Origin of the sequence: Marinobacter sp. (assembly GCF_048266785.1) — a bacterium.
In the GTDB taxonomy this organism is placed as follows: domain Bacteria; phylum Pseudomonadota; class Gammaproteobacteria; order Pseudomonadales; family Oleiphilaceae; genus Marinobacter.
Genome location: NZ_JBLWYX010000009.1, coordinates 95,006 through 112,885 on the forward strand (window position 1 = coordinate 95,006; position 17,880 = coordinate 112,885).

Consider the following 17,880-nt stretch of genomic DNA (forward strand, 5'->3'; position numbering starts at 1 on the left):
CGAAATGCAGGTCGAGAGCAGTGCTGTAAAGCGCTGGCTCTCGGGGCTTGCCAGCGGAAACCGGCGCTGGATTCAGGGCTCAGTTGCTGCCGGCACCGTCGCCGGCGTCGCTACCATCGTTCAGATGATATTTCTGGCCCGGATTGTTCATCTTGGTGTCATTGAGAAAGCGTCAGCCACAGTACTGGCGCCTCTTTTTGCCGGCCTTGTTCTGGCAATCGTTTCTCGCGCAGTTGCCCAGGGCGTCCAGACCCACCTCGCGGCAAGATGCAGTGAACAGGTGCGTCGCACCGCACGCCGGCAGATTCACCGGCACTGGCGCAACAGCGGCCCCCTCTTACTGGGGCAAACGTCTGCTGGCAGTCTGGCGCGGGAGTGGATTGATCACGTTGATGCCCTGCACGGCTACTTTTCCCGCTTCCTTCCGCAGATGACGCTGTCTCTTATTGTGCCTTTGATGATTCTGGCGCTTGTGTTCTATCTGGACTGGCTCGCTGGAATTTTCCTGCTACTTTCGGCCCCGCTGATTCCCCTTTTTATGGCGCTTGTAGGAATGGGAGCTGAGAAGCTTAACCAGCAGCATTTCGAGATCATCAGCCGGCTGTCTGGCCAGTTCCTGGATAAGGTTCGAGGGCTGACCACGTTACAGTTGTTCGGGCAAACTGACAGCGCTGCAGACTTGATCCAACAGCGGTCAGATCACTACCGCAGGATTACGCTGAAAACGCTTCGTATTGCGTTTCTGTCATCGGCGGTTCTGGAGTTTTTCGCATCAGTGGCCATCGCCGTTATTGCCATTTATATCGGTTTTGGTCTTCTGGGGTATATTACCTATGGGCCATCCTCGGATCTCACGCTGTTTTCCGGCCTGTTGATTCTGCTGCTTGCGCCAGAGTTCTTTCAGCCGTTGCGCACGCTTTCCCAGTACTATCACGACCGCGCTGCTGCTCTTGGCGCTGGTGCAGAGATTCTCGCAAGGCTAGGTGATAAACCAGAACCCAATCCCTTGGCGGGCGGCAACGAAGACACAATCGACTACAGGCCTTCAGTCAGCAATAAGGTTACGCGCCGCGAGGGGATTGAACTGAATTCTGTATCGCTTGCACTCCGCGCAGACCACCCAATCCTCAGTGATGTCTCGCTGACCATCGGTAAAGGTGAGGTTATTGCTCTCACTGGCCCTTCGGGGAGTGGCAAGTCCACCCTCTTGCATCTTCTGGCGGGTTTTCTTACGCCGGATAACGGCGACATCGATCTATTTGGTAAACAGCCGGGATGCTTCGCCTTTGGCTGGCTTGGCCAGAGTGGTTTTCTCGTTCACGGAACCTGGGCCGATAACCTTCGGCTCACCAGCCCGGATGTATCCGATGTGGCTATTGAAACCGCGCTGCGCAACGTCGGTCTTGGCCCTCTGCTGGATAGCCGCAAGGAAGGTATTTTCAGCAAGGTTTCAGAGGATGGCCAGGGTCTTTCCGGAGGCCAGGCACGACGCCTGAGCCTGGCGAGAATTTTCGTGGCGGATTACGACATTATCCTTCTCGATGAACCCACGGCCGGGCTCGACTGCGACAGTGAGATCTTTGTGCTGGAGGCGCTGCACAAGCTGGCGCTGGCAGGCAAAACACTGATTTTCTCCACCCATCACCACGCGCTTTTGGCTTTGGCTAACCGGGTGCTTTTGGTCTCTGGCGGGGAGGTGACAGATGTCTGAACTAAAACCCTGGCTAAAGTTGATCTATGCACGCCCTGGAAGGCTTTTTATCGGCGCCTTGCTGATGCTGGCCGCCCTGCTCTCGGGTCTGGGGCTGTTGGCGCTCTCTGGCTGGTTTATCACTGAAACGGCACTGGTTGGCCTTATGCTAGCGGCCAGCCTGCCAGCCACCATCAACTTGTATGTACCTGGCGGCGGCATACGGTTTTTTGCGGTTTCGCGTACGGTCTCCCGTTATCTGGAGCGGCTGTATAACCACGATACGGTGTTGAGGCTCTTAACCGATATTCGTGTTGCGCTGTTCCGCAAACTGGCCGCTGCCGGCCGCGGCCAAAGGCGCGAACTGACGGGCGCTCAGTGGCTGTCCCGGTTGACCAACGATGTTGATGCGCTGGATACACTGTACTTGCGCCTGATCGCTCCCGCTGCGCTTGCCGCATTTGTCACCCTGCTCATAATTGTTCTGGCAGCGGTACTTTTTGATAGTGTGATCGCGATCGGAATCGCGCTGATACTCGGAGTCGCATTTCTGTTGGCGACGCTGGCTGTCTACCTGCGTACCGCAAAGATTGCGTCGCGCCAGAGTGATCAGCAAGAATCTCTGCGTACCGCAGTTATTGAACACCTGGAGGGCTTTGCTGAACTGACCGCCGCTGGCCGCACCGGCAAACACGGTGCATGGCTTCTGCGTCAGGCGCACCAGTCCTCATCCGAGCAGGTAAAGGCAGATTCCCGCGTTGGCTGGCACCAGGCCGGTTCGAATTTGCTGATTAACCTGGCCGCAGTATTTGCGCTCTGGAGCGGCTTTGCGCTGTTTCGCTTGGGCGTGATTTCCGGGCCGGTCCTGGTTCTACTGCCTATCGCACTGCTTGGGCTCGCTGAAGTCTACGGCATGCTGCCGGAAGCTTTTGGTAGGCTGGGTGCTACGCAAGCTTCTGCCGCTCGCCTGAACCGGGATTGCAGGGAAGATGATTCCAAAGTTTCCGCAGGGAGCATTGACCTGCCTGAGGGCTCCGCCCTGGTGGCGAACGATCTAACGGTGAAATATCCTCAAAACGCGCCGCTTTTCACGCACTTTGATTTGCAGATAAAAACAGGCGAACGAGTGGGTATTCTGGGGCATTCCGGAAGTGGCAAATCGTCCCTGGCAGATGTTTTCTCAGGACTTTTGGCACCTTCAGGTGGGGCCTGCGCCAACATACCCTGCGCCTATCTCACACAGAAAACCGTGTTGTTTGAAGATACCTTGCGGGCCAATCTGTTATTGGGTTCGCCCGATGCAAGCGAAGCGGAACTTTGGCGGATTCTGGAAATGGTTGACCTGGCTGAACGGTTTCGTTCAGAGCTTGATCAACTCGATACCTGGCTGGGGAGTTCCGGTAGCCGGCTTTCCGGCGGCGAGGCACGACGTGTTGCCCTTGCCCGGGTGCTTTTGAGCCCTGCCCCTCTGCTGCTTCTGGACGAACCGTTTACCGGGGTGGATAAGGTCACAAGAGAAAAGATTACCTGGCAAATTGATGCCTGGCTTGAAGGCAGAACAGTTATCAGCCTGGCACACGGTCCAGATGCCCTGCCGGGCACCGACCGCGTGATTCAGTTGGGGGTTTAAAACGCCACCGTTAGCGGGTTTCAACCACCTCAAAAGTCAAACCTGCTTTGCTGGTCAGTCGCTCCAGCAATTTGTCCTTCAGCACTGACGCAGGAGTCCAGAAACCACCAGCTTGATCAGCCGGGATATCGAACGCCAGGCACATGCCGGCCTCGCCAAGCATCTTGCTGGTGGAACCGTAGCCCGGGTCCGCATCACCAGTCACTTTCGTGATCATGGTTTTTCCATCCTGGGTGCGCCCTACAAAGCGCAGATCGTAGAACCCGGCCTTCTGGGCTTCCGGGGTTGGGCCCTCACCTGGCTGGGGTACAAACTTCTCAACCAGCCAGCGCGAGGGTTTGATAGCAGATGCTGTGAAAAAACCTGCCAGCGCAGCGGTAATACCGTAAGCCGTCAGGCGCCCTTTGGTTCCACTGCCCGTCATCATGGCTTCGTCGTAGGTAAATTCCTTGCCGTAACGAGCACTTTGCATGGCGTTAGAACGGTGCACGACGCGGGTGTTGATGGCGCCCATTACAAACGGCGCCAGCCACACGTTAAATGTTTTGTCGAACTCTGCCCCCTTCAGGCTTGGCTGGCGCACCGTTGAACGGTGCTCCGGCGGGCAGATAGAGAACGGGTTGGCCAGCTCTTTGCGCAGTTTCGGATCTGCTGCGGCTTCTTTGGCTACATTCATCATTGAAGCAACGGTGCCGCCGGAAAGACCGCCTTTCGCGACTTTCACCCGCATGCGCACATCCAGGCAGGGCTCACCGAATGTTTTTTCAGCCTGTTGCTGCAGGAACCACACGCCCATATCCGACGGAATGGAGTCAAAGCCGCAACAATGCACAATTCTTGCTCCCGATTTTTTTGCCTGGTCCTCATAGCGATCCACCATGCGGCGAATCCACTGCACTTCTCCCGTCAGATCGCAGTAGTCGGTGCCTGTCTCTACGCAGGCTTTAACGAGAGGCTCGCCATACAAGGCGTAGGGCCCAACCGTAGAGATAACGACGCGAGTCTGCTCACACATTGCCTTCAGTGCATGGTCGTCAGTGGCATCTGCCAGAATGATCGGCAGTTCACCTGCATTGCTGCCCAAACCGGACTTCAGCTCGCCGAGCTTGGATTCAGAACGTCCGGCAATGGCCCACTTGACCTCACCTGCAACACCGTATGAATCGAACAAATAGTGCGTAAGTATCTGGCCAACGAAGCTGGTAGCTCCGAAGACAACCAGATCGTAGGTGGTGTCTGTTGGTTTAGTCATTACCCGTCCTTCGGTCTGAGGAATGTCGATTTTGAATCAGCGCACGTTGAAGAGCGCAGATAAGTCGTAATGATCTGATCTTAACAGCTTTGCACCCGGGTTCTAACTTCACGCTGATAACCTGGTCGACGTCGTCACGGCCAATCGCACAGCCTGGTGTATCAGGCACACTGATAAACACCGATCCAAACCGCTTGTCAGTTCTTTCTGATGCGCCTGAGTATGACATCAACCGTAACGGTAAGTGATTCAAGTTCTGCTGCATGGGCCAAGCCGTCTGCACTGGCGCGATAAAGATGCGGCGTCATGGCCAGCAGATCGGCGATGGAGCCCTTGTCGGGCAGCGCCAGGGTGTAGCGAATAACCGATGTATCGAGGTTCGTGAACCCTTCGGGCATCGCCTTCTGATCTGACCGTGGTGCCCGCAGTTCCGGATAAATGATTTCCCGCAGCTCACGAAGATGGTCTACCCCGGCATCCATCTGGACGATCTCCCCACCTGATTTCAGCACTCGTGCGAACTCCGGATATACCGGGAAGCCAAACAGGCACAGAATGCGATCCAGTGTTTCCGACAGCATCGGCAGGTTGGCGTTACTCCCGACAACCCAGGAGGAGCGCTTGTCCTGTTTAGCGGCTGATAATACGGCCCATTTGGATATATCCAGCCCCATCAGGGCAAGATCTATTGTTTCCGATGCGCTGTGAGCGAGTTGGCGCATGTAATACCCCTCCCCGCACCCCGCATCCAGGCAGTTTATGGAGGGTTCATTGAATTCTTCGTGGAACACTGCGCGGCTCATAGCGTCCGCCAGGGGTTGATAAAACCCCGAACTCAAAAAGCGCTGGCGCGCCGCCACCATTTCCTTGTTGTCGCCCGGATCTTTGGAGCGTTTATTTTGGACAGGCAGCAGATGAACGTAACCCTGGCGGGCAATGTCAAAACTGTGGCCGTTAGGGCAGCGCCAACTCCTGCCAGAGATCTGCAGCGCAGAACCGTCAAGTGGACAAGCAAAAGCTTCAAACGAACTGATGGTCATTGCAATATATCCGGTAGAACAAAAGGCGTGCGGGTTTGCTTCAACAGTTTAAGTCTCTGCAACAAAAAAGACACCCGAAGGTGCCTTTTTTGTTGCCTGACAGAAAGTTACAGAACTTTCTTCAGCTCTTCTTCAAGTTGCGGTACTGCTTCAAACAGATCCGCGACCAGGCCGTAATCGGCAACCTGGAAGATCGGCGCTTCTTCATCCTTGTTGATCGCAACGATCACCTTGGAATCGGACATGCCGGCCAGGTGCTGAATGGCACCGGAGATACCTACCGCCACATACAGCTGCGGCGCAACAATCTTACCGGTCTGGCCTACCTGCATGTCGTTGGGCACAAAACCTGCGTCAACAGCGGCACGGGATGCACCCATACCGGCACCCAGCAGATCAGCAATCTTTTCCAGCATCTTGAAGTTCTCGCCGTTCTGCATACCGCGACCACCGGAGATAACAATGCCGGCACTGGCCAGATCCGGGCGGTCAGACTTGGCTTTTTCCTCGCTGACAAACGAGGAGAGGCCAGCGTCTTTCACAACGTCCAGCTGCTCTACAGAAGCGGAACCACCTTCAGCGGCGACCGGGTCGAAACCTGTCGGGCGCACGGTGATTACCTTGATGCTGTCGCTGGCCTTAACCGTTGCGATGGCGTTACCGGCGTAGATCGGACGAACAAAGGTGTCTTCCGACTCAACGCGGATAATGTCGGATACCTGGGCAACGTCCAGCAGCGCAGCAACGCGCGGCATGAAGTCCTTACCCGTAGTACCTGCAGATGAAAGGATGTGGCTGTAGCCTTTGCCCAGCTCAGCAACCAGCTCGCCCAGGTTCTCACCCAGGAAGTGGCCATAAACTGCGTTGTCAGCAACCAATACCTTTGCGACACCTTCGGCCTTGGCTGCTGCTTCTGCAACGGCACCACAGTTTTCACCGGCAACCAGCACATCAATATCGCCGCCGATGGCTTTGGCAGCCGCTACAACACTCAGGGTCGCCTGCTTCAGGCTGCTGTTGTCGTGTTCAGCAATTACAAGGATGCTCATCAGATCACCTTCGCTTCATTCTTCAGTTTATCGACCAGCTCGGCAACATCAGCCACTTTCACACCTGCCTGGCGGGCAGCCGGTGCTTCAACTTTCAAAGTGGTCAGGCGCGGCTTGATTTCAACACCAAGGTCGGCCGGGCTCATAACATCAAGTGGCTTTTTCTTGGCTTTCATGATGTTCGGCAAAGACGCGTAGCGCGGCTCGTTCAAACGCAGGTCTGTGGTTACAACCGCTGGCAGGTTCAGGGAAACGGTCATAAGACCACCGTCTACCTCACGGGTAACATTCACTTTTTCGCCATCAACAACAACTTCTGACGCGAAAGTGCCTTGGGCCATGCCGGTCAGTGCGGCCAACATCTGGCCTGTCTGATTGTTATCAGAGTCGATGGACTGTTTGCCGAGAATGACGAGCTTTGGCTCTTCTTTCTCAACAACGGCCTTAAGTAACTTGGCCGCCTCAAGAGACTGAACTTCCTCATCGGCTTCAATGTGGATACCACGGTCAGCGCCCAGCGCCAGTGCAGTACGAATCTGCTCCTGACAGGCTTTGGGACCAATGGAAACCACGACGATTTCGCTGGCAACACCCTTTTCTTTCAGGCGAACCGCTTCTTCAACAGCGATTTCGCAGAATGGGTTCATTGCCATTTTGACGTTGGCAAGATCAACACCAGTGTTATCCGGCTTGACGCGTACCTTTACGTTGTAGTCGATTACTCGTTTTACAGCGACCAGAACCTTCATAGATTCCTCGTTCTTCTACGATGGGTTAATGACTCTCAATCAAAAACACTCCAAGACTGGCCCTGCATGGGCGGGTTACAGAGCATTCTCGATTGCTGCGTCTCGGCAAGATACCGGAATTATGGGTATTCAGACCGAACGTTACAAACAGCGGCCTCGCACTGGGGCCATCCGTCACGGCGCACTAATACTGAAGGCAAAGGCAAGGTGGGTCAATAGTCCAATTAGACGCCCAACGCATGGTTCCCGGGCCAATCAGCCTTTATTAAAGCACAAAACCACAATGCCAAAGCTGCGGCCAGATTTCAAACAAACGTTTGTTTGATTACTTGAATACGCTATCCTTTGATTGTATAAAACTGGAGTATTCAGCTAAGGGTAGTCGTCTGAGGATACTTTTAACGGTATGATGACACACCAGAAATTAAGCCTGCGGGCACATAATATCCATTAAAGATGTTTGAGGAGACCAACGTGGAACGCGAATCGATGGAATTTGATGTTCTTATCGTCGGCGGCGGCCCTGCTGGCTTGTCGGCAGCTTGCCGAGTTATGCAGTTGGCACAGGAAGCCGGCGAAGAACTGACCGTATGTGTTGTAGAGAAAGGATCTGAAATCGGCGCTCACATACTGGCCGGTACTGTATTTGAGCCTACCGCCCTTAACGAACTTTTTCCGGACTGGAAAGAGAAAGGCGCACCGCTGAATACGCCCGTTACCCGCGACGATATTTTCCTGCTGAAAAACCAGGAAAAAGCCACGAAGATTCCGAACGCCTTTGTGCCCAAGAACATGCACAACCACGGCAACTATATTATCAGCCTCGGTAACCTTTGCCGCTGGCTTGCCGAGCAGGCTGAAGCGCTGGGCGTTGAAGTTTACCCAGGTTTTGCCGCAGCTGAGACCATCATTGAAGATGGTCAGGTAAAAGGTATTCTTACCGGAGACATGGGTGTCGCTCGCGACGGCTCTGAAAAAGAAGGCTATATGCCGGGCATGGAGCTGCGTGCAAAGTACACGCTGTTCTCGGAAGGCTGTCGTGGGCACCTGGGTAAGCGCCTGATCAGTGAGTTCAAACTGGATGAAGGCAAAGACCCCCAGCACTACGGCATTGGTATCAAGGAACTGTGGGACATCGACCCGGCCAAGCATGAGCCAGGCCTGGTTGTTCACACGACCGGCTGGCCCCTGAATGAAAGTGGTTCCACTGGTGGTTCTTTCCTTTATCACCTTGAGAACGGCCAGGTTTATGTAGGCCTGATTTCAGATCTTTCCTACAGCAACCCACACTTGAACCCCTTCGAAGAATTCCAGCGCCTGAAATTGCACCCGGAAATCCGTAAGTATCTGGAAGGAGGTAAGCGTGTTTCTTACGGCGCTCGTGCTCTGACCAAGGGTGGCTACAATGCTCTTCCAAAAATGAGCTTCCCGGGTGGTTTGCTGCTGGGTTGTGATGCGGGCACTCTGAACAGTTCCAAGATCAAAGGCTCACATACTGCGATGAAATCCGGTCTGCTAGGCGCAGAAGCCGTGTTTGAAGCTCTGAAAAGTGGCCAGTCTGGCGAGGAAATTACCAGCTTTGGTGATCGCTTCAAGGAAAGTTGGCTCTACAAAGAGCTGTACGATGAGCGCAACTTTGGCCCAGGAATGCACAAGTTCGGCAACATCATCGGTGGTGCGATCGCGTACTTTGAGCAGAACATTCTGCACAGAAGCCTGCCGTTTACTCTCCGTGATCTGACGCCAGACTACGCGACGATGAAGCCGGCATCTGAGTGCAAAAAGATTAATTATCCGAAGCCGGATAACAAGCTGACCTTCGATCGCCTGACGTCGGTGTTTGTTTCCAACACCAACCACGCGGAAAATCAGCCGATTCATCTCAAGCTGACGGATCCCGATATTCCCATCGACGTAAACCTGCCGAAATACGATGAGCCTGCTCAGCGTTATTGCCCTGCCGGGGTTTATGAGGTGGTTGAGAAGGATGACGGAAGCGGTAAGCAATTCCAGATCAACGCGCAGAACTGTGTTCACTGCAAGACGTGTGACATCAAGGATCCTTCCCAGAATATTACCTGGGTAACGCCGGAAGGTGGCGGTGGACCGAACTACCCCAACATGTAGTTTCGGAATCAGGATCAAAAACGGCCCCGTGTGGGCCGTTTTTTTATGTCGTTTATTCTATCAGTCATAAAAAAACGACTCCCGTGGGAGCCGTTTTCGATGACGCGTTAAAGCAACTTAGTGAGCGTGGCCGTGCTCTTGCTCTTCATCGGTCGCGTCGCGAGCTTCGATAACCTCTACATCAAAGTGCAGAGTTTCGCCCGCCAATGGGTGGTTCGCGTCGATGGTAACGGTTTCTTCGTTCACTTCAACAACACGAACAACCTGAGGGCCGCCCGGAGTTTGTGCCTGGAACTGCATACCCGGCTCAATGGTTTCTACACCTTCGAAGGCAGTACGCGGAACGGGCTGAACCAGTTCTTCGTTGACTTCACCGTAGCCTTCAGCCGGCTCTACAGAAACCTTAACCTGGTCGCCTGCGTTCTTTTCATTCAGTGCACTTTCCAGTCCACCGATGATGTTCTGTGAACCTTCCAGATAAGACAACGGCTCACGACCTTCTCCGCGAGAGGAGTCCAGCTCTTCTCCCTGGTTGTTGGTGAGCGTGTAATGGATGGTAACAACGCGAGGTTGGGCCATGTGATCTCCTTGAGTGTCGCAATGACTGTTTGATTGATTAAGGGTAATCGAAAGTAATCATGAACAGCCAGACTGAACAGAGGGACTAACGACCACCGGGCCTCGTTTGAGAGCCAGGCTCGTAACAAGTATGAAAACACAGTTTAACAAGTGACATAATGTGTTTTCTACCGTCATTTCTGGGGGCACCCAAAAGCTTTTCAACCGCCCTGCCCGATTTTGTAGAAATTTCCGTGGCTGTATACGCCCAGTACCGGCTCTCCGCCGATGGTTTGCTCCACAACATGCTCCGCCAGGTCGTAATACGCGGCGGTCACCAGCCGGGCAACAACACCGTGGCGCACGCGAACTATGGGCCGGGGCTGCCCCGAGCCCTCATAGTTATCGACTTCCAGAGGGTGCTCATTGCCAACTTCCAGGGTTTCTCCCACGTTGGTGATCAGCTTTATGACCTGCTGCTCGCCGCTCCCTTCAACTGTAAGGGAGTGGGCCAGCAAAGGCGTGTCCTCGACCTGAATTCGCCATTTCTCTACCGGTGTTACCAGGTAATATTGCTCGTCGTCCTCACGGCGAAGAATGGTCGAGAACAGCTTTACGATAGCTTCGCGGCCCAGTGGTTTACCCTTGTGAATCCACTGCCCATCACGACTTATGCGCAGATCCATGTCTCCGGATAGTTCCGGATGCCACTTATCAAGCGGTGGCTGATCGAGGTTCTTTGCGGTTTTATTAACTTGCTCGACTAGATTTTCCGGGCTCTGGCTCATATCTATGCTCCGCAAACCGGTAATTTATAAACCACGTTGCCACTCAGGCCGCAGTGGCACTGCGCCCGGGCTTGTGATGGCAAGATTAACCTGGTCCAACAGCTTCTGTTTGTCGCGTCCCAGGTTTCCTTTCAGAACAAGGTAATTCGAGGCGTGGTCACTCCTGAACACCGTTCGCTCCAGATTCAGGTGTTCCAGAAACGTTCGAATCTCCTCAAACAAACCTTGCTGCGAAAGAGACACAAAATCCTCTCCAAAGCCTTCGCGGAAACGCTCTTCGCCCTGCGGAAAGCTGACCACCAGCGTAGACAGATAGTCCGGCTGGGTTTCGTTGCACAAGGTTGCAGTGTTGATGGCGTGTTGGCGAGAAAGTGTCTCACCGCCCAAGCCATTGAGCACCATAACGGAACTGGTTAGCCCGGCTTCCCGGATTTTCAGCAGTGCTGACCGAGTGGACTCCCAGGTTTCTCCTTTGTTAATGCGCCGCAACACCTCGTCGTCCCCGGATTCCATGCCCACGTAGAGAATCTTTAGCCCGGCTTCGCGCAGCTGTGCAAGCTCTTCTACGGTTTTTTTGACAAGATTTTTGGGGAGGCAGTAACTGGATACTCGCTGCAGATCCGGGAAGGCAGCGTTCAGCTCTCCCAGAATCTCCAGCAACCGCCGGGTTGGCAGCACCATGGCGTCACCATCCGCCAGAAAAACCCGTTTTACGCCGCTCAGGTTTTTGGCAGCATTCTCAATATCCTGGCGAACATCTTCTGGCTTACGGGCCCGGAATTTTTTCTGAGGCTGTGTGTACATTTCGCAGAAGGTACATTTATTCCATGAACAACCATTGGTAACCGGCAGGATCAGTGACTTCGCTTCACTGGGCGGTCGGAAAACCGGCTCGACATAATCAATAGGAAAGCTGTACATAATCTGTACTCAATCAATAGAAGTGACCCTGATCATAAACTAATCAGGGCAAAAACTGGGTTTTCAAGTCTGCGCAGCCTGGGCCAACCACGGGCATATCGAGAACCACCGCCTGCGCGGTCATAAAAGGAATACCGCGACGATGCCCGTCAACCAGCAGCGTTGCGAGGCTTCCGACCAAGGGCATATGGGAGACAAGCATGAGCGGTGAATGCTGATTTTCAAGGAGGGCGTCCAGACACAACCCGGGGTCGTCTTCCGGTGTAATGAATATCTTCTCTTCTACGGGGCAGTTCAGGATCTCGGAGACAATCGCCGCTGTTTGCCTTGCTCGAGTATAAGGACTGCTCCAGATTTGTACCGGCCGCCAGGGTGAGGCGGCAATTTGAGCCGCGCACTCCGCGACCTGGTGCCGACCGGTTTCAGTGAGCATGCGCTCCTGATCAAGCGAGTGCCAACCAGCTTCTCCGTGGCGCATAATGAGCAGTTGCACAGCTAACCTCCGGTGGTGATTCCCGTTACTCGGCGATTGTCCGTGGCAGAATGAACTCTACATCAGAGTTCTGCACAGACATCATAAGGCTGTTGATGACTGCGGTGATGGAAGCACCTTCGTAGAGGATTTCATAAAGGCCGCGGACCAGAGGCATATATATGCCGATAGACTCTGCTTTCTCTTTCACCAGCTCAAGAGTATAGATCCCCTCCGCCACCTGGCCCAATTCAGCGACCGCGTCATCCAGATTCTGGCCCTGCCCAACGGCATAGCCAATCCTGAAGTTACGGCTTTTTGAAGATGTGCAGGTAACGATCAGATCCCCTACACCCGCCAGCCCCATAAAGGTCATGGGATTAGCGCCCAGGCTTACTGCGAACCGGCTCATTTCTGCCAACCCGCGCGTAATCAACATCGCCTTGGCGTTTTCGCCCATGCTCAGAGCCGAGGCAAGGCCGGCCACAATGGCATAGATGTTCTTGAGGGCCCCGGCAAGTTCCACTCCGTAAATGTCTACGTTGGCATAGACACGAAAGTACTGGCAGCTAACCAGATCCTGAACGGTTCGGCGCACGTCCGGATCCTTGGCCGCAATTACGGTTGCGGTCAGGTCACGGCTTACAATTTCACTCGCCAGGTTTGGACCACTTAACACGCCAATGCGGCAGCGGGGTATCTCTTCCTGGAGAATTTCACTCATAAGCTTGAAGCCGTGAGCCTCAATGCCCTTGGTCAGGCTAACAACAATCTGCCCGTCCCGGAATTTGCTGCTATTTTCACGAATAACCGCGCGGAAGGCCTTACTTGGAATGGCAACAAGTACGAGTTCGGCTTTATCTAAGGCGCTAGCGAAATCGGTGGTAGGCTGGATGTCGCCTTTAATCTCTACGCCAGGCATGTAACGGCTGTTTATGCGGGTTGTGCGGATTTCTTCAACCTGCGCGTCATCACGCATCCAGAAATGGACCCGGTGGCCGTTCTCCCCGAGTACTTTTGCCATGGCAGAACCGAAGCTGCCTCCGCCGAGAACCGCTACATCGTGTACCGGCTCTTTGGCCCCATTCGCAAAGGGCTCATTTTTTTCAGGCATAGTCATTCCGTCTGTTTTGAATCAGCTCTGAATCAGCGGGCCCGGGATTATAAACGCGGCGTCTCAGCCGGGCTCTTCACATTCCAGCGCGCGCACCAGATTTTTGAACTCTTCCCGATTTTGTTTATTCAGCCCCATAAGCACTTTATGGGCGGCCAGAACTCTGTCGCGAACGTCTTGCTCACTAGCCCTCAGCACGGGTATTTCTTCGAGTTCTTCGATACGGGAGGCAGGCTCGCGGACAATAATGAAGATTTTGTCGAAGCCCATGGAGGTGACAATACGGGTAATGTCCGGGTTGGTCGTAATCAGCGTAGGCAAAAAGTTGCTTTGCTTCTGGGCCGCCATCGCGATTTTAGCGATGAGACCAAGAGTCGTGCTATCGATGATTTCGGTTTCTGTAAGATCAATCACCACGGTCTTGAATAGCGGATCCAAGGTGATGGAATCAACCAGATTATCCAGCGTACAGCAAAGGTTAAGCCGGATTTCTCCAATGAACTTCAGGACGTAAATGCCCTGTTTTTCAGCCTGCAGAATTTTATAACCAGCCATGTCTCTCACACTGCTACTATTTCAACGACGTGTTGTCTGACACCAAAACCGTATCAGTAACCGTCACAATACCGATGTCGTCCGGTAACTCTGTGATCTCGTCGAGGTTCAGAGCCTCGCTAAGAGATGCGACAGTGTGACGACCTCCAGATACGAGTTCAAGTAGTCTCTGCTCCTTTTCATCAAGACTCTTTTGTCGGATGACTTCAAGAATTCCATCTGAAAACAGAATCAGGTGAAAAGGTTTATCCAGCGGGACTTCGTACACTTCCCACTTCGGTGATTCAAAAAGACCGACAGGAAGGCCGCTGCCCTTCAGAAATGCCGTCTCCCCATCTTCAAAGGAGAGAACTGGCATCGGGAAATGAGCACCCACCGAATAAGTTAATTTACGCTCACTAAGGGAAATGATGCCAACAAATATTGTAACGTGTTTGCCCAGGCCGGTATCGAGCAACTCCGAGTTAATTCGCTCAAGAAATCTGTCGGGGTAGAGAATGTCGTCAGTGGATCCACGGCGAAGGTTGCGCTGCAACCGATTGCTGAGGTTTTTCAGGAGCACGGTCACAAACGCGGAACTGGCCCCATGCCCGGATACATCGGCAATATATACCAGCGTCTTGTCTTCAGTGAGTGGAAAATAATCGAGGAAGTCGCCGCTCAGGTATAAAGAGGGTTTAATCAGGTGATCCACATAAAGGCCGCCGGTAAACTGCTCCTTTTCCGGTAACATTCGCAACTGTACTTTGCGCCCTGCCCTCTGATCCGCGCGCAACTCGGCGATTCCGTCTCTCAGATCACGATTGGCATCTTCCAGTTCCTGGCGGTAGAGCTGGTTCAAGCGCCCCAGCCGAACCCGGTCAAGGAGCTTGCGTATGACGTCGCCAATGGCTTTTTTGTCTCTACCGCAGGGTTTGAGCACAAAGTCAGAAGCCCCTGCGCGAAGCGCATCAACAACGTCTTTACTGGATTGGGTAACGGAACAGGCAACGATTGGAGTGAGTGACTCTGATTCTTCCAGACGGTCAGCAAGACCCTCGATTTCGGGGGGCGGGAGATCTGCAAAGATAACGTCGGGCATGTTATCGTCAATCATTTCGCCGGCAGACGCGAGATCGCGATAACCAGAGACGTAAAATCCTCTCGTTTCCAGGTAGCGCGCAAGGTCAGCGCGAGCCTTTTCGTCTGAGTCAATAATCAGTATGCGAATTAGTAGGCGCCTGTTGCGCGAGGTCATGGCTACTGCCCTAAACTACCAGCGATAAACGAAAAATGGGGTTTCAGAGCCTATTTTGGCACGCCCCCGTGATATAACAAGGCCAGTTTGGCGAAATCCGGAGATTCCTGCGAATGAGACGAGCGGTAAATGACCTGTTAGGTGCTTATGACAAGCTGATCATGGATCCCGTTCATGGGGCCATTCCGCTATACCGCCATGAGGTTCAGGTTATCGACCACCCTTTGTTCCAGCGGCTGCGCAACATCTGCCAGAACGACATTCTTAGCCTTGTCTTCCCAGGCGCCACCCATTCCCGATTCCTGCACAGCATTGGTGTGATGCATGTGGGCACGCGCATGTTCCGTTCGATGATTGACGCCTATCTCAGGGAGCGTCAGCTCAGCGACCAGACGGATCTGAGCCTCAGCCAACTCGATGCCATCGATTATCTGGCCAAGACCATCCGCCTTGGCTGCCTGCTTCACGACAGCGGCCACTCCAGCTTCTCGCACCAGTTTACCCAGGCGCAGCGCATTCGCGATCTTATGTCGCGCTCTGGCCGGTTTGCAGATCTATGGGAAGGCGTGGACTATTCCGCTTACCACAACGCAGAACCCGAAGAACTCGAACATGAACATTATTCAGTCCGGGTTGCCCACGATGTGCTGTCGGCGGTCGACCTGGACAGCGCCGGGCTCTATGCCCAGGACGTTATCGGCATTATGGAGACAACCGAGGTTACGCCCAGCGACACCTTCTGCCGCCATGCCCGTACTTTCTGGGGGTTTATTGCGGGTAAGGATGCCGAGGCAGAATCACTGATCAGTGAGAATATTCCCCGGCTGGTACTGGACCTTCTGTCCTCAATAGTTTCCGGGGAAATTGATGCCGACCGCGCCGATTACATGCTGCGCGACGGATTTCACTCGTCTGTCACCATTGGCGGGTTCAACCTTGACCACCTGCTCAGCAACTTGCGCATCGGCTGGGATGAATCAGAGCCTTGGCTGGGGCTGGCAATCACGCAAAAAGGCCTGGGGGCGCTGGAGGATTTTGTTTACAGCCGCTATCAGATGTATCGCAAGGTTTATGCTCACAAAACGGCTCTGGGTTTCGACTGGCTGTTGCGTGAAGCCATCAACGAAGTTCTGGAAGACCCGGAAAGCTTTGAATGGATCGACACCTGCCTGAGCAACATGCGTTATTTTGCGGAACTCACCGACAACTTCTTTTGGGAAGCCTTCCGGAAAGTTGCGCGCCAACGCCCGGAGAGCTTTTCCTTCTGCATTGTTAACCGGGTGAAACTGAATCACCTCGATACCCGCGAAGATTTGTCAGCTAGCGGCATTGCCAGCCACAGTGCCTGGCTGGCCGGGGCCATGAACTTCAATCCCGCCCATGTTGTTACCTGTTCCATGCGAGCTCGTTTCTCGAACATTCAGGACAACTTCAACGGTATCAAGGTGCTGATACGGGATCCGGTCAATCGTACGCGTTCACTGAAAAAGATCACCGACGTCAGTGCCTTCTTCAGCAAATTCAGCGACGGTACGATTACGCATTTCTATACGCGCCCGGATATCACCAACGATCCAGGGCCAGGCATTAGCATTACCGGTTGAGAGAGTTTGCTGAACGCGCAGTCACCAGGCTACAGGCGCTATCGAAGGCGCCTTCAACACGGCCGCCGCTGAGCCAGTCTCCGGCAACACCAATTCGATGTTCTGGAAACCACAGGTGACCGGGGTTGGCGCCACCCTCAGAGCGGGCATACAGCCAGCGGTGCGATAATGCTTCCGTAACCTCGACCTCTGTACCTGTGAGCTCCCTGAATGCAGCAATCAGCTCTGATTTCACCCGGTCTGGCGAGGCGTCCACATTGCGCTCAGTCCACTCGGGATTCGCATGCAGAACCCACCATATACCCTTTTCAACCTGATCCGCGCTCGCGCGGCCCGGTTTGCTGGAGTTGTTTGCGACCCAGAAAAGCACTGGATTATCGCAGCGCATGCCCTCATGGCGGGGCCACGGGTTTTCGGTGAAATGCGCCGCCACGGCCCAACACGGCAGCACTCGGCTTACCGCATCATCAAGCTGGGCTGCGGGTTCTGGCAGGTCGCTCTGGGCAAGTAGGTCTTGAGCCTGGGCGGGAGGGGTCGTGATAATGACCTCGTCAAATACGCCCACCTCGTCCTCATTACTGTTAGTCAGAACCCAACCTTTGTCAGTTCGGACCATGCTTTCAATACGTGTTTCCGCAATCACCGTGGCGTGGGCAGACAGCGCACGGGAAATTGCGGTCATTCTTGGCGTGCCCACATACCGGGGCTCATCCGGAAACCCCTGCCACTGGTTATCTTTGCCTTGAAACCCGAACTGGCCATTCCAGGTGGCAAAGCTGCCGTCGCCCGCAAACTCTTTCAGGAATGGCAAGAAATCCGGATTGCGTGAAGTAAAGTATTGCGCCCCTATGTCCACGGACCCATCGACAATCCGTTTTGCGGCCAATCGACCACCTGGGCCCCGGCTTTTTTCAAACACAATGACATCGTGGCCCTCGTGCTTCAGTTTGATTGCGGCAGTCAGACCCGCAAGGCCTGAACCAACAATTGCTATGCGGCGTATATCAGTTGTATGAAATGTCTCATTAAGCATGGCTATGGTGCATCCAAGTACTGTGGTATGAGCGTACAAACTGTCAAGCAACAAGGCCCGG

16 protein-coding genes are annotated in these 17,880 nt (G+C 54.0%); 4 read left to right on the forward strand and 12 right to left on the reverse strand.

The features are described from left to right. Window positions 1-4 precede the first annotated feature (4 nt). Window positions 5-1,711 (forward strand): thiol reductant ABC exporter subunit CydD, encoded by a 1,707-nt coding sequence (cydD, locus tag ACN0V1_RS13645; protein WP_417545557.1) that lies wholly within the window; start codon window positions 5-7, stop codon window positions 1,709-1,711. Beyond that, a complete protein-coding gene (gene cydC / locus ACN0V1_RS13650; RefSeq protein ID WP_417545510.1) occupies window positions 1,704-3,320 on the forward strand; it encodes a thiol reductant ABC exporter subunit CydC in 1,617 nt (538 codons plus the stop codon). Before cydD ends, cydC begins: the two co-directional genes overlap by 8 nt. Before the next feature lie 10 nt (window positions 3,321-3,330). On the opposite strand, the gene ACN0V1_RS13655 is transcribed toward cydC, so the two are convergent. The 4 genes from ACN0V1_RS13655 to ACN0V1_RS13670 form a co-directional block, all read right to left on the reverse strand. Further along, a complete protein-coding gene (locus tag ACN0V1_RS13655) occupies window positions 3,331-4,572 on the reverse strand; it encodes a saccharopine dehydrogenase family protein (RefSeq protein WP_417545511.1) in 1,242 nt (413 codons plus the stop codon). A gap of 197 nt (window positions 4,573-4,769) precedes the next feature. Further along, complete coding sequence (locus tag ACN0V1_RS13660; RefSeq protein ID WP_417545512.1) at window positions 4,770-5,612, reverse strand: putative RNA methyltransferase; 843 nt, start codon at window positions 5,610-5,612, stop codon at window positions 4,770-4,772. A gap of 107 nt (window positions 5,613-5,719) precedes the next feature. Continuing rightward, window positions 5,720-6,661, reverse strand: coding sequence for an electron transfer flavoprotein subunit alpha/FixB family protein (locus ACN0V1_RS13665; RefSeq protein ID WP_417545513.1), 942 nt, complete (start codon window positions 6,659-6,661; stop codon window positions 5,720-5,722). Beyond that, the gene (locus ACN0V1_RS13670; protein ID WP_339780457.1) at window positions 6,661-7,410 is read right to left on the reverse strand and encodes an electron transfer flavoprotein subunit beta/FixA family protein; all 750 of its coding nucleotides are present in this window, start codon (window positions 7,408-7,410) and stop codon (window positions 6,661-6,663) included. The genes ACN0V1_RS13665 and ACN0V1_RS13670 overlap by 1 nt, the downstream gene beginning before the upstream one ends. A 474-nt stretch (window positions 7,411-7,884) precedes the next feature. Here ACN0V1_RS13670 and ACN0V1_RS13675 point away from each other — a divergent pair, with 474 nt between their 5' ends. Continuing rightward, window positions 7,885-9,537 (forward strand): electron transfer flavoprotein-ubiquinone oxidoreductase, encoded by a 1,653-nt coding sequence (locus tag ACN0V1_RS13675; protein WP_417545514.1) that lies wholly within the window; start codon window positions 7,885-7,887, stop codon window positions 9,535-9,537. A 117-nt stretch (window positions 9,538-9,654) separates the two neighbouring features. Here the strand turns inward: ACN0V1_RS13675 and ACN0V1_RS13680 are convergent, their stop codons facing one another. The 7 genes from ACN0V1_RS13680 to ACN0V1_RS13710 all read right to left on the reverse strand — a co-directional run bounded on the left by ACN0V1_RS13680 (window position 9,655) and on the right by ACN0V1_RS13710 (window position 15,182). Beyond that, window positions 9,655-10,116: an FKBP-type peptidyl-prolyl cis-trans isomerase gene (locus ACN0V1_RS13680; RefSeq protein WP_417545515.1), complete on the reverse strand. Its 462-nt coding sequence runs from the start codon at window positions 10,114-10,116 to the stop codon at window positions 9,655-9,657. A 200-nt stretch (window positions 10,117-10,316) separates the two neighbouring features. Further along, window positions 10,317-10,883 (reverse strand): DUF1285 domain-containing protein, encoded by a 567-nt coding sequence (locus ACN0V1_RS13685; RefSeq protein ID WP_417545516.1) that lies wholly within the window; start codon window positions 10,881-10,883, stop codon window positions 10,317-10,319. A gap of 24 nt (window positions 10,884-10,907) precedes the next feature. Continuing rightward, complete coding sequence (locus tag ACN0V1_RS13690; protein WP_417545517.1) at window positions 10,908-11,804, reverse strand: radical SAM protein; 897 nt, start codon at window positions 11,802-11,804, stop codon at window positions 10,908-10,910. Window positions 11,805-11,847: 43 nt separating this feature from the next. Then, window positions 11,848-12,297, reverse strand: coding sequence for a phosphohistidine phosphatase SixA (gene sixA, locus ACN0V1_RS13695; protein ID WP_417545518.1), 450 nt, complete (start codon window positions 12,295-12,297; stop codon window positions 11,848-11,850). Window positions 12,298-12,322: 25 nt separating this feature from the next. Beyond that, window positions 12,323-13,390: an NAD(P)H-dependent glycerol-3-phosphate dehydrogenase gene (locus ACN0V1_RS13700; protein WP_417545519.1), complete on the reverse strand. Its 1,068-nt coding sequence runs from the start codon at window positions 13,388-13,390 to the stop codon at window positions 12,323-12,325. Window positions 13,391-13,453: 63 nt separating this feature from the next. Then, window positions 13,454-13,945: an STAS domain-containing protein gene (locus ACN0V1_RS13705; protein ID WP_144776773.1), complete on the reverse strand. Its 492-nt coding sequence runs from the start codon at window positions 13,943-13,945 to the stop codon at window positions 13,454-13,456. A gap of 16 nt (window positions 13,946-13,961) precedes the next feature. Then, a complete protein-coding gene (locus ACN0V1_RS13710) occupies window positions 13,962-15,182 on the reverse strand; it encodes a PP2C family protein-serine/threonine phosphatase (protein ID WP_417545520.1) in 1,221 nt (406 codons plus the stop codon). Window positions 15,183-15,295: 113 nt separating this feature from the next. Between ACN0V1_RS13710 and ACN0V1_RS13715 the strand changes: the two genes are divergently transcribed. Further along, window positions 15,296-16,786 carry an HD domain-containing protein gene (locus ACN0V1_RS13715; RefSeq protein WP_417545521.1) on the forward strand — a complete coding sequence of 497 codons (1,491 nt, stop codon included), beginning with the start codon at window positions 15,296-15,298 and terminating at the stop codon, window positions 16,784-16,786. On the opposite strand, the gene ACN0V1_RS13720 is transcribed toward ACN0V1_RS13715, so the two are convergent. Continuing rightward, entirely contained in the window at window positions 16,776-17,819 is a 1,044-nt protein-coding gene (locus ACN0V1_RS13720; RefSeq protein ID WP_417545522.1) for an NAD(P)/FAD-dependent oxidoreductase, read from the reverse strand. The two genes, ACN0V1_RS13715 and ACN0V1_RS13720, sit on opposite strands and share 11 nt — an antisense overlap. Between the last annotated feature and the right edge of the window lie 61 nt (window positions 17,820-17,880).